The 12,608-nt window shown below is 57.4% G+C and carries 9 protein-coding genes; 8 read left to right on the forward strand and 1 reads right to left on the reverse strand.

Annotation, left to right across the window (positions count from 1 at the left end; translation table 11 throughout):
* The 5 genes from dnaA (at window position 1) to LOY28_RS00025 (ending at window position 7,547) form a co-directional block, all read left to right on the forward strand.
* On the forward strand, window positions 1-1,521 hold the full coding sequence (gene dnaA / locus LOY28_RS00005) for a chromosomal replication initiator protein DnaA (protein ID WP_007934322.1): 1,521 nt from the start codon (window positions 1-3) through the stop codon (window positions 1,519-1,521).
* A gap of 39 nt (window positions 1,522-1,560) precedes the next feature.
* Window positions 1,561-2,664, forward strand: coding sequence for a DNA polymerase III subunit beta (gene dnaN, locus LOY28_RS00010; RefSeq protein ID WP_007903001.1), 1,104 nt, complete (start codon window positions 1,561-1,563; stop codon window positions 2,662-2,664).
* 20 nt (window positions 2,665-2,684) lie between these two features.
* Complete coding sequence (recF, locus tag LOY28_RS00015; protein ID WP_018927321.1) at window positions 2,685-3,788, forward strand: DNA replication/repair protein RecF; 1,104 nt, start codon at window positions 2,685-2,687, stop codon at window positions 3,786-3,788.
* A gap of 5 nt (window positions 3,789-3,793) precedes the next feature.
* Window positions 3,794-6,211: a DNA topoisomerase (ATP-hydrolyzing) subunit B gene (gyrB, locus tag LOY28_RS00020; RefSeq protein ID WP_007934319.1), complete on the forward strand. Its 2,418-nt coding sequence runs from the start codon at window positions 3,794-3,796 to the stop codon at window positions 6,209-6,211.
* Between the two features lie 113 nt (window positions 6,212-6,324).
* A protein-coding gene (locus LOY28_RS00025; RefSeq protein ID WP_258612894.1) for an IS3 family transposase occupies window positions 6,325-7,547 on the forward strand; the annotation gives its coding sequence in 2 pieces (ribosomal slippage) (window positions 6,325-6,676 and window positions 6,676-7,547; 1,224 coding nt in all).
* A gap of 59 nt (window positions 7,548-7,606) precedes the next feature.
* On the opposite strand, the gene LOY28_RS00030 is transcribed toward LOY28_RS00025, so the two are convergent.
* Complete coding sequence (locus LOY28_RS00030) at window positions 7,607-8,326, reverse strand: response regulator transcription factor (RefSeq protein ID WP_026286512.1); 720 nt, start codon at window positions 8,324-8,326, stop codon at window positions 7,607-7,609.
* Between the two features lie 236 nt (window positions 8,327-8,562).
* Here LOY28_RS00030 and LOY28_RS00035 point away from each other — a divergent pair, with 236 nt between their 5' ends.
* From LOY28_RS00035 to LOY28_RS00045, 3 genes are all read left to right on the forward strand, one after another.
* The gene (locus tag LOY28_RS00035; RefSeq protein ID WP_172901216.1) at window positions 8,563-8,766 is read left to right on the forward strand and encodes a hypothetical protein; all 204 of its coding nucleotides are present in this window, start codon (window positions 8,563-8,565) and stop codon (window positions 8,764-8,766) included.
* Between the two features lie 342 nt (window positions 8,767-9,108).
* Complete coding sequence (locus LOY28_RS00040; RefSeq protein ID WP_372240837.1) at window positions 9,109-10,095, forward strand: FecR domain-containing protein; 987 nt, start codon at window positions 9,109-9,111, stop codon at window positions 10,093-10,095.
* 18 nt (window positions 10,096-10,113) lie between these two features.
* A complete protein-coding gene (locus LOY28_RS00045) occupies window positions 10,114-12,426 on the forward strand; it encodes a CHASE2 domain-containing protein (protein ID WP_258612895.1) in 2,313 nt (770 codons plus the stop codon).
* Window positions 12,427-12,608 lie beyond the last annotated feature (182 nt).

Genomic DNA, 12,608 nt, shown 5'->3' on the forward strand with positions numbered 1-12,608 from the left:
GTGTCAGTGGAACTTTGGCAGCAGTGCGTGGAGCTTTTGCGCGATGAGCTGCCTGCCCAACAATTCAACACTTGGATCCGCCCGCTACAGGTCGAAGCCGAAGGCGACGAGTTGCGTGTCTACGCACCGAATCGTTTTGTTCTCGACTGGGTCAACGAAAAGTACCTGGGCCGCGTCCTTGAACTGCTGGATGAGCACGGCAATGGCATGGCGCCGGCGCTTTCCTTATTAATAGGCAGCAAACGCAGTTCGGCACCGCGTGCGGCACCCAATGCCCCGTTGGCCGCTGCGGCGTCCCAGGCTCAGGCGGCGGCCGCACCGGTCAGCGCTCCAGCCCCTGCTCCGGCGGCGGCACCGACCAAGCGTTCGACGCAAAAAGTTGCCGAGGTCAGTGAAGAGCCGTCCCGCGACAGCTTCGACCCTATGGCCGGCGCCAGTTCGCAACAGGCCCCGGTTCGTTCCGAGCAGCGCACGGTGCAGGTCGAAGGTGCGCTCAAGCACACCAGCTACCTGAACCGCACTTTCACCTTCGAGAACTTCGTCGAAGGTAAGTCCAACCAACTGGCACGGGCTGCGGCCTGGCAGGTGGCGGACAACCCCAAGCACGGTTACAACCCGCTCTTCCTTTATGGTGGCGTCGGTTTGGGTAAAACCCACTTGATGCACGCTGTGGGTAACCACCTATTAAAGAAGAACCCGAATGCCAAGGTCGTGTACCTGCATTCGGAGCGTTTCGTGGCCGACATGGTCAAGGCGCTGCAGTTGAACGCGATCAACGAGTTCAAGCGCTTCTACCGTTCGGTGGATGCGTTGCTGATCGATGACATTCAGTTCTTCGCTCGCAAGGAACGTTCGCAGGAAGAGTTTTTCCACACCTTCAACGCCCTGCTCGAAGGTGGCCAGCAGGTCATTCTCACCAGTGACCGCTATCCGAAAGAAATCGAAGGCCTTGAAGAACGCCTTAAATCCCGCTTTGGCTGGGGCCTGACGGTTGCCGTCGAGCCGCCGGAGCTGGAAACCCGTGTAGCGATCCTGATGAAAAAGGCCGACCAGGCCAAAGTCGATCTGCCACACGACGCGGCATTCTTCATCGCCCAGCGTATTCGCTCCAACGTCCGTGAGCTGGAAGGCGCGCTCAAACGCGTGATCGCCCACTCGCACTTTATGGGGCGCGACATCACCATCGAGTTGATTCGCGAATCCCTGAAAGACTTGTTGGCGTTGCAAGATAAACTGGTCTCTGTGGATAACATTCAGCGCACCGTCGCTGAGTATTACAAGATCAAGATATCCGACCTGCTGTCCAAGCGTCGTTCACGCTCGGTAGCACGTCCGCGTCAGGTCGCTATGGCGTTGTCCAAGGAATTGACCAACCACAGCCTGCCGGAAATCGGCGATGTGTTTGGCGGCCGCGACCATACGACTGTTTTGCACGCCTGCCGCAAGATCAACGAGCTTAAGGAATCCGACGCGGACATCCGCGAGGACTACAAGAACCTGCTGCGTACACTGACCACTTGATGAACACCAGCGCAGCTTATTAAGGCAAGGGACTAGACCATGCATTTCACCATTCAACGCGAAGCCCTGTTGAAACCCCTGCAACTGGTCGCAGGCGTCGTCGAGCGCCGACAGACCTTGCCGGTGCTTTCCAACGTGCTGCTGGTTGTCGAAGGCCAGCAACTGTCGCTGACCGGTACCGACCTGGAAGTCGAGCTGGTCGGTCGTGTGCAACTCGAAGAGCCTGCAGACCCGGGTTCCATCACTGTGCCTGCGCGCAAGCTGATGGACATCTGCAAGAGCCTGCCAAACGACGCGCTGATCGACATCAAGGTCGATGAGCAGAAGCTCGTGGTGAAGGCCGGCCGTAGCCGCTTCACCCTGTCGACCCTGCCGGCCAACGACTTCCCGACGGTGGAAGAAGGCCCGGGTTCGCTGACCTGCAGCCTTGAGCAAAGCAAACTGCGTCGCCTGATCGAACGCACCAGCTTCGCCATGGCGCAGCAGGACGTGCGTTATTACCTCAACGGCATGCTGCTGGAAGTCTCGGCCGGGATCATCCGCGCTGTGGCGACCGACGGTCACCGTCTGGCCATGTGCTCGATGCAGGCCGATATCGGTCAGCCGGATCGTCATCAGGTCATCGTGCCACGCAAAGGTATCCTGGAACTGGCACGTCTGCTGACCGAACCGGACGGCAACGTCAGCATCGTGCTGGGCCAGCACCACATCCGTGCTACCACCGGCGAGTTCACCTTCACCTCGAAACTGGTCGACGGTAAATTCCCTGACTACGAGCGTGTTCTGCCTAAAGGTGGCGACAAGCTGGTACTCGGCGATCGCCAGGCCCTGCGTGAAGCGTTCAGCCGTACCGCGATTCTGTCCAACGAGAAGTACCGCGGCATCCGTCTGCAGCTGGCCAACGGTCAGCTGAAGATCCAGGCGAACAACCCGGAGCAAGAGGAAGCGGAAGAAGAAGTGGGCGTTGAGTACAACGGCGGCTCTCTGGAAATCGGCTTCAACGTGAGCTATCTGCTCGACGTATTGGGCGTGATGACCACCGAGCAGGTTCGCCTGATCCTGTCCGACTCCAACAGCAGTGCGCTGGTGCAAGAGTCCGACAACGACGACTCGGCTTACGTTGTCATGCCGATGCGTCTGTAATCATGCTCAGCAGAAGCTAGATGTCCTTAAGTCGCGTCTCGGTCACCGCGGTGCGCAATCTGCACCCGGTGACCTTCTCCCCCTCCCCCCGAATCAACATTCTTTACGGCGCCAACGGCAGCGGCAAAACCAGTGTTCTGGAAGCCATTCATCTGCTGGGGCTTGCCCGTTCGTTTCGTAGCACCCGCCTGTTGCCGGTTATTCAGTACGAACAATTGGCGTGCACAGTATTTGGCCAGGTCGAATTGGCCGAGGGTGGGCACAGCGCATTGGGGATATCTCGCGATCGTCAGGGAGAGTTCCAGATCCGTATCGACGGGCAGAACGCCCGTAGTGCGGCACAACTGGCGGAGATCCTGCCGCTGCAGTTGATCAACCCGGACAGCTTTCGCCTGCTGGAAGGCGCGCCGAAGATTCGCCGGCAGTTTCTCGACTGGGGTGTGTTCCACGTGGAACCGCGATTTATGTCTACGTGGCAGCGCTTGCAGAAGGCCTTGCGCCAGAGAAACTCTTGGCTGCGGCATGGTACACTTGACGCCGTTTCGCAAGCGGTTTGGGACAGGGAACTGTGCCAGGCCAGCGATGAAATAGATGAATACCGCCGCGCTTACATCAAAGCCTTGAAACCAGTCTTTGAACAGACCTTGAGCGAACTGGTTGAGCTTGAGGGCTTGACGCTCAGCTATTACCGAGGCTGGGACAAAGACCGTGAGTTGAGTGCGGTGCTCGCTGGATCCCTTCAGCGGGATCAGCAAATGGGTCATACCCAGGCCGGACCACAACGGGCTGATTTGCGTCTCCGATTAGGCGCACATAACGCCGCGGACATTTTGTCCCGTGGTCAGCAGAAGTTGGTGGTCTGTGCATTGCGGATTGCCCAAGGGCACTTGGTCAGCCAGGCCCGACGCGGCCAGTGTATTTATCTGGTGGATGACCTGCCGTCCGAACTGGACGAGCACCACCGTCGCGCGCTTTGCCGCTTGTTGGAAGACTTACGCTGCCAGGTCTTTATCACCTGTGTAGATCACGAATTATTGAGGGAAGGCTGGCAGACGGAAACGCCAGTCGCTTTGTTCCACGTGGAACAGGGCCGTATCACCCAGACCCACGACCATCGGGAGTGAAGGCATTGAGCGAAGAAAATACGTACGACTCAACGAGCATTAAAGTGCTGAAAGGCCTGGATGCCGTACGCAAACGTCCCGGTATGTACATTGGTGACACCGACGATGGCAGCGGTCTGCACCACATGGTGTTCGAGGTGGTCGATAACTCGATCGACGAAGCTTTGGCCGGCCACTGCGACGACATCAGCATCATCATCCACCCGGATGAATCCATCACTGTTCGCGACAACGGTCGTGGCATCCCGGTAGACGTGCATAAAGAAGAAGGCGTTTCGGCGGCCGAGGTCATCATGACCGTGCTGCACGCCGGCGGTAAGTTCGACGACAACTCCTACAAGGTTTCCGGTGGTCTGCACGGTGTAGGTGTATCGGTGGTTAACGCCCTGTCCGAAGAACTGGTCCTGACCGTTCGCCGCAGCGGCAAGATCTGGGAACAGACCTACGTCCACGGTGTTCCGCAAGAACCGATGAAAATCGTTGGCGACAGCGAATCCACCGGTACCCAGATTCACTTCAAGCCTTCGGCTGACACCTTCAAGAACATCCACTTCAGCTGGGACATCCTGGCCAAGCGGATTCGCGAACTGTCCTTCCTCAACTCCGGTGTTGGCATCGTCCTCAAGGACGAGCGCAGCGGCAAGGAAGAGTTGTTCAAGTACGAAGGTGGTCTGCGTGCATTCGTTGAATACCTGAACACCAACAAGACTGCGGTCAACCAGGTGTTCCACTTCAACATCCAGCGTGAAGACGGCATCGGCGTGGAAATCGCCCTGCAGTGGAACGACAGCTTCAACGAGAACCTGTTGTGCTTCACCAACAACATTCCGCAGCGCGATGGCGGTACTCACCTGGTGGGTTTCCGTTCGGCACTGACGCGTAACCTGAACACCTACATCGAAGCTGAAGGCCTGGCGAAGAAGCACAAAGTCGCCACCACCGGTGACGATGCCCGCGAAGGCCTGACGGCGATCATTTCGGTGAAAGTGCCGGATCCGAAGTTCAGCTCCCAGACCAAAGACAAGCTGGTGTCTTCCGAAGTGAAGACCGCGGTCGAACAGGAAATGGGCAAGTACTTCTCCGACTTCCTGCTGGAAAACCCGAACGAAGCCAAGCTGGTCGTCGGCAAGATGATCGACGCGGCGCGTGCGCGTGAAGCGGCGCGTAAAGCCCGTGAGATGACCCGTCGTAAAGGCGCGCTGGACATCGCCGGCCTGCCGGGCAAACTGGCGGACTGCCAGGAAAAAGACCCTGCCCTTTCCGAACTGTACCTCGTGGAAGGTGACTCTGCTGGCGGCTCCGCCAAGCAGGGACGTAACCGCAAGACCCAGGCCATCCTGCCATTGAAGGGCAAGATCCTGAACGTCGAGAAGGCGCGCTTCGACAAGATGATCTCTTCGCAAGAAGTGGGTACCTTGATCACCGCGCTAGGCTGCGGCATCGGTCGCGACGAGTACAACATCGACAAGCTGCGTTATCACAACATCATCATCATGACCGATGCTGACGTCGACGGTTCGCACATCCGTACCCTGCTGCTGACCTTCTTCTTCCGTCAGCTGCCGGAGCTGATCGAGCGTGGCTACATCTACATCGCTCAGCCGCCGCTGTACAAAGTGAAGAAAGGCAAGCAAGAGCAATACATCAAAGACGACGACGCCATGGAAGAGTACATGACGCAGTCGGCCCTGGAAGATGCGAGCCTGCACCTGAACGAAGAAGCCCCGGGTATCTCCGGTGAAGCTCTCGAGCGTCTGGTGAATGACTTCCGTCTGGTGATGAAGACCCTCAAGCGCCTATCGCGCCTGTACCCGCAGGAACTGACCGAGCACTTCATCTACCTGCCAGCCGTGAGCATGGAGCAACTGTCCGACCACGCAGCGATGCAGGATTGGCTGGCTCAGTACGAAGTTCGCCTGCGCACCGTCGAGAAGTCCGGCCTGGTCTACAAGGCCAGCCTGCGCGAAGACCGTGAACGTAATGTCTGGCTGCCAGAGGTCGAACTGATCTCCCACGGCCTGTCGAACTACGTCACCTTCAACCGCGACTTCTTCGGCAGCAACGATTACAAGACCGTCGTTTCCCTGGGCGCTCAACTGAGCACCCTGCTGGACGATGGCGCTTATATCCAGCGTGGCGAACGCAAGAAAGCCGTCACCGAATTCAAGGAAGCCCTTGAATGGTTGATGGCCGAAAGCACCAAGCGTCATACCATCCAGCGATACAAAGGTCTGGGTGAGATGAACCCTGATCAGCTGTGGGAAACCACCATGGATCCGGGCTCGCGCCGCATGCTCAAAGTGACCATCGAAGACGCCATCGGCGCCGACCAGATCTTCAACACCCTGATGGGGGATGCGGTCGAACCTCGCCGTGACTTCATCGAAAGCAACGCCTTGGCGGTGTCCAACCTGGACTTCTGATCCGGCAGGACCGCTAAAACAAAAAAGGCCAACGCTAAGCGTTGGCCTTTTTTATTGATCTGTCTCGTCCTGAATAAGGTTTACACCTTCTGACTTATCTTCAGGAGGAACCAATGGATACGGGAAAAAGGCGCAGCCAACGTGATTACACGCTGGGCTTTAAATTGGCAGTCGTCGATCAGGTCGAAAAAGGCGAGTTGAGTTATAAAGAGGCTCAACGGCGCTATGGGATTCAGGGGCGGTCGACTGTGCTGGTGTGGTTACGCAAGCATGGGCGGCAGGACTGGAGCCAAGGCGCCTCTATTCGCACCCAGAGGAGCCGACCGATGGACGAACAAAGTTTGCCTCTGACGCCTGAGCAGCGAATCAAGGAGCTGGAGGAAAAGCTAGCCCTTGCCAATCAGAAAGCCCAATTCTTCGAAGCGGTGGTTGACGTGTTGAAGAACGATTACGGGGTTTCTATCGTAAAAAAGCGATCCGGCAAGTCCTCACCCAAGGGCAAGTCCAAGGCCTGAGCATTCAGAGGGCTTGCCAGTTTCTGGGTATATCCCGGCAGGCGTACTACAAACGAAACCGGGCTCATGACGCGCAAGCCAATCATGCTCAGAAAGTGCTGGGTTTTGTCCTGGAAACACGTCTTCAGATGCCCCGGTTGGGCACTCGTAAGCTGCATGGCCTTATGCAGGCGGAGCCTGAGCTGACGCAAACGGTAGGTCGAGATCGGCTATTCGATATCTTGCGAGACAATCGGCAACTGGTTCCTCGCAAGCGCGCCTATCACAAGACCACTGACAGCCATCATCGCTTCCGCCGACATCCGAATCGGTTAAAACCTGGCCCTGATCAAGTGACTGCTACGGGCCCCGAGCAGGTCTGGGTGGCGGACATCACCTATTTGCCGACCCAACAAAGCGTTGCCTATGTGAGCTTGGTGACCGATGCCTACTCTCGCAAAATCGTCGGCCATCACGTGCATGAAACCCTGCACACCGAATCGGTCATACAGGCAATGAACAAGGCTCTAAGGAACAGAAGAACGGATCAGGCGCTGGTGCACCACTCAGATCGCGGCTCGCAATACTGCTCTGATCTCTACCAGAAGTTGCATGCCAAACATGGAGTCAGGTGCTCCATGACCGACGGGTACGACTGTTATCAGAACGCTTTGGCGGAGCGTGTAAACGGGATCTTGAAGACAGAGTTTCTGCTTCACCGACCTAGAGATCTGGCCGAGGCGATTCGAATGGTCGACGAGTCGATAAGCATCTACAACAGCAAACGTCCGCACCTATCGTTGAAATGCAAAACGCCCGATGCGGTGCATCGGGCGTTTTGAGGGTGAAACAGGTGTAAACCTATTTCAGGACTAGACAATCGAAGGAATGTAACAGCTGTTCACTCGCTGGCAGTCGCTACGCTCTCAAGCCGATACCCATACCCGTAAATCGTCAGCAGTTGCCAACCGCGATCAGCCGTCAGACCCAGCTTGTTGCGCAGGCGATAAATATGAGTATCCAGAGGCCGGGAGGACACGATTTCTTCATGGGTCCAAAAGCGTTCATACAAGTATTCACGGGACAAAGGTCGGCCCAGATTGGCGAACAGGCAGCGGGCGAGACGGTATTCCCGTTCGGTCAGGCTGATGGGGGTGGAGGCACGGGTGACAGTGAGTTCGGCGTCGTCGAATTCGAGGTCATTGAATGTGAGTATTTCGGTGGCTGCCGCGCGTTGCAGTCCATGCCGACGAAGTACGGCGCTCACCCGAGCCATCAGCTCATTAGGACGAAACGGTTTGCTCACGTAATCGTCGGCTCCGGCGTTCAAGGCCTGGACGATATCGCTTTCGGTATCGCGACTGGTGAGCATGATCGCGGCCGGTGGTGAGTCCATGTGTTCCCGGGTCCAGCGCAACAACGACAGACCGCTGATGTCGGGCAATTGCCAGTCGAGGATCAGCAGATCGAAAGTTTCCCGGCGAAGTTGCCGTAACAGGTCCTCTCCCCGCTCGAAACTGTGCAACGTCCACGTCTGCTCCCCCGTGACGGGGATCTGTCGCAGTGTCTGTTCCACCCGGCGGAGTTCGGCGGGTTCGTCATCCAGTATTGCGACACGCATGCCGAGTGCTTCCTTCATCTCGTAAGTGCAACGGTTAAGAAAATTCCTGCGGGAGTTTAGGCTGATTGGTTGAATCTGAACAATTGTGGCGAATTGCTGTGAACTTCCCAAGTGTGGATACGCTGATATCACTTAGCCGGTAGGCGATGAATTATCGGCAGAATGCTCCAGAGGGACTGTGGGAAAAAATGCGTCTAAAGATTATCTTTAACGGGTTTACAAGATTAACAGCGTTGATGTTGGCCGCGGGTCTCGGATTGGGATGCACCACGGTCCAGTCAATATCTGTCATCGAGCAGAATGTTGCACCGCGTTACTTCGGCCCGGCAGAGACGAACACGGTGATGGGCGACTCGCCAGGCTTTGCCCCGGTGCACTCCGCACAGGTGGAAGCCGCCCAGCTCGACATTCGTTCGGCGCAACAACGTTGGGTGTTTTAGGCGCCTTCAGTCAATTCTGAACAAATATTGAGAATGACCGCGCAAGGCCGCTTATGCCGGTAAATTCGTTTTCGCTGAGCGGCACAGGGGCATTGGGATGTGCTCCGACGCAGGGAGCGTCAATGCCAAACTGCAGGACCGTCGATCGCCGGTTTTCGGCGAGTCTGCAGTTCAGGGGAAAAACACATGGAGTGCCTGCTCGGTTCCGACACAGGGATGTGTCATCTCATTTCCTTTGCACCCATGGCTATCTGCCAGAGCATCCGGTCAGGTATCGTGCGTCAGCGCGGGCGTTTCCCGGCATGATTTGTATAAGAGCATAAAAGCCAATCCATGAACCTCATGACCTTATTGCTCCCACGCCGTTCTGGCGTTTGTCTTTTACTGGTTGCCGGGTTGATGGAATTGTTCACCCAGAGTGCATCGGCGGCTGCCGCCTCGGCAAAACGTCTGCCTTATATCGATGATAATCAACAATGTCGCGGCCAACCGCTGCCCGCGACTGTCGAGCACCTGACTGGCGAAGCCTGGAAGCTGGATGCCAAAGGTAAACAGACGCCACTGCAGGAAGGCATGCCGATCGACGAGCAGGAAGGCATCAAGACCTCGCCTTCGGCGTTTGTCAGCCTTTCCCTGGGCGATGGCTCGCGGGTAGTGCTGCCTTCCAGCTCCCAGATCACGCTACACCTCAATGAAGAACATTCGATCCCTCAGGTTATCCTCGAGCAGGGTCAGGTCGAGTCGTATGTGATCAAGCGTGCCAGCGACCATGATCGTTTTCAGATCGTCACGCCGGTCGGTGTACTGGGCGTACGGGGTACGCACTTCCGGGTGCGCAACGATGATGGTGGCCAGGCATTACTGGAAGTGCTGAACGGGCAAGTGGCGGTCAATCGTGATGAGGAACTGTCGCGCCCCCGCTCTGCCCGCTCCACTGCCAAACGGACTCAGGGCCCTGAGGATGATGAAGTCCAGGTCATGGCCCGTCAGGGCTTGCGTATTCAGAAACAAGGCACGTTGACGCCAATCGACTTGTTACCTGCCCCACGTTTGTTGGGGCAGGCCGGTCAAACGGGTAATGTGCCTGTCTGGCAATTGATCATGAAGCCCATCGAAGGCGCCACGCGTTATCGGGCGCAAGTGGCCACCGACGCGGCCTTTCTGGACATCAAGCAAGAGCAGTTTTCCAGCACGCCCGAGGTCAAATTCAGCGGGCTGAAAGCGTTGTTCTACCATGTTCGCCTGTCGGCGTATGACGCTCAGGGGCTAGAAGGAGAGACCGGGGTGTATGACATTTTCTATTACCCCAGGACCACGCGTGTCCAATAGCGCCCTGGCCGACGACCGATGAAGGGCCGCCCAAGGAAGGACGGCCGCGAGCCGACCCAGGCTCAGCGGCTGTTTCGGCGGATGGTCCGCGAGTGGCTGTGGGTCAGTCTGATCCTGTTGCCGCTGACGGCAGTGCTGTCCATGACCCATGGCCTGGTCTTGAGCAATCTGCTGTATGACAACCTGCGTCGGCTGAGCCCGCTGCCGGTGGACCCACGAATACTCATCGTCACGATCGATGACTACAGCTTGCAGCAGCTAGGCAAATGGCCTTGGTCGCGGGCCATGCACGCGCAGTTGCTTGATCGGCTAGACGCTGCGAACGCCAAAGGCATTCTGTTCGACGTGATTTTCAGCGAGCCCGATAGCCATCCCGGCAACGATCAGCTTCTGGCCCAGGCGGCCTGCCGTGCCGGAAATGTCTTCGTGCCGTTGCTGCGTGAAGGCGTGGCGCGTTATGGACAGCCTTTGGGGGAAATTGAACCGGTGGCGCCACTGAGCCATTGCGTCAAAGGCATCGGGCACATCAATGCCCAAGCGGATGCCGACGGGATCGTGCGCAGTGTGTATTTAAGCGAAGGACCGGCACAACAAACACGCGCGCAACTGGCCTGGCTGCTGTACGAACAGACCCTTGCCGACAAGGAGAATGTACCGATGCCCGGGACCCCGGCCCTGCCGTCGACGCAAGGCTGGCAGCGAGCCCACAAAATACGGATTCCTTTCATCCGTTCCGATGCGGGTTTTCCCAGTGTGCCCTACGTCAGCGTCTTGCGCGGTGAAGTCCCGCCCGAATTGCTGCGCGATCGCTTGATCCTGATCGGCTCCACCGCTCCAGGTTTGGGGGACCGTTACGTGACACCGCAATCGGCGAGCATGGGCACCACCCCGGGCATCGAAATTCAGGCAAATATCCTCAATGGGTTGCTGCAACAGCGCAACATTGTGGCTCTCGATGAACGTTTGGCGGCGTTGTTATCGGTGGTGATTGTCGGTGAGTTGCTGGGCCTTATGCTGGTGCGTCCGCGTCGCGCGTTATGGCTGACCCTGGGGGCAATGGCGGTCGCGCTGCTGGGTTCGAGCCTGCTGTTGCGTCTTGGTTGGTGGTGGTCACCGGCCGCGAGTCTGCTGGGTATGCTGTTGGGTTACCTGATCTGGAATTGGCGAAGGCTGAATGCGGTGCTCGCCTATTTCGGCTGGGAACTGGCGCGTCTGGACAGCGAGCCGAAAGTGTTTCCCGAACGCCGCCGGACCCAGGCCCCGGCTGGCGATGTGCTGCAAGGGCAAATCGTCGCGCTGGAACAGGCCATGAGCCGGACACGTGACACCCGGCGTTTCATTGCCGATGGCCTTGAGTACTTGCCGGTGGCGACGCTGATCAGCGATCCGAATGGGCGCATTCTGTTGGCCAACCGTAAGGCTCGGGAGATATTTTCCAGCAGCCTGGTGGGCGAGGAGATGCTCGAGCAACTGAGCGAGTTGGGTTACCCGGTGCCGTCCGATGGAACGCTGCCGGCGTTGTCGACCCTGGAGCTGCTGGAGTTTCGTGACACTCAGGCACGCAGCCTGCGTCTGGACCTGGCGCCGCTGTTGCCGGCCGAGGGCGACTCGGTGATTGGCTGGTTATTGAGCCTCACTGACTTGAGCGTCGAACGGGACGCCGAGGAGCAGCGGGCCGTGTTGCTGCGTTTTCTGTCTCATGACCTGAGGGCCCCCCACTCGGCGATTCTGGCTTTGCTCGACGTTCAGCGGCATCAGGTGTCTGGCGACACTCAAGTGTTCAGTCAGATCGAGTTACAAGTGCGCAAGGCGCTGAACCTGACCGAGGCCTTTGTGCAGTTGGCAAAGGCTGAATCCGAGGCCTATCAGTTTCAGCCGAGCATGTTCGCGATGTTGCTGCTCGATACTTTCGACCAGGCCTCGAGCATCGCTCATCTGAAGAACATTCAGTTGCTGCATGACCTCGACGAAGATGCTGAAGCGCTGGTCCTGGCCGATCAGTCGTTACTGACACGGGCACTGTTCAACCTGCTGGAAAACGCCATCAAGTACAGTCCGGCGGGTTCGCGGATCACCGTGCGGGTGAGTTGTACCGAGGGTTGGTTAACGTGCGAGATCGTCGACCAGGGCCGAGGGATTGCCGTCGAAGAGCTTCCCGAGCTGTTCAGTCAGTATCGACGCTTTGCATCGGCTCACGGCAGTGACGGCCTGGGGTTGGGGTTGTCCATGGTCAAGGCGGTGGTGGATCGTCACGGCGGGCGGATTTCCTGTCATAGCGTGGTAGGACAAGGCACGACGTTCAGTGTCCAGCTACCCCTTTTGAGCGAGTGAGCCTGATCATTTTTACAGGCATAAAAAAACCGGCTATATCAGCCGGTTTTTTTACGTCCGAAAAAAACTTATGCACGTTTTCCGAAGTTTTATTTGCTTAAGAAATATGTATAAAAATCAAAAGCTTAAAAACTAAATACAGCGATTTTCAACAAAACGGTACACAGGTTATCCACAGAACT

The organism is Pseudomonas sp. B21-017, assembly GCF_024749245.1.
In the GTDB taxonomy this organism is placed as follows: Bacteria; Pseudomonadota; Gammaproteobacteria; order Pseudomonadales; family Pseudomonadaceae; genus Aquipseudomonas.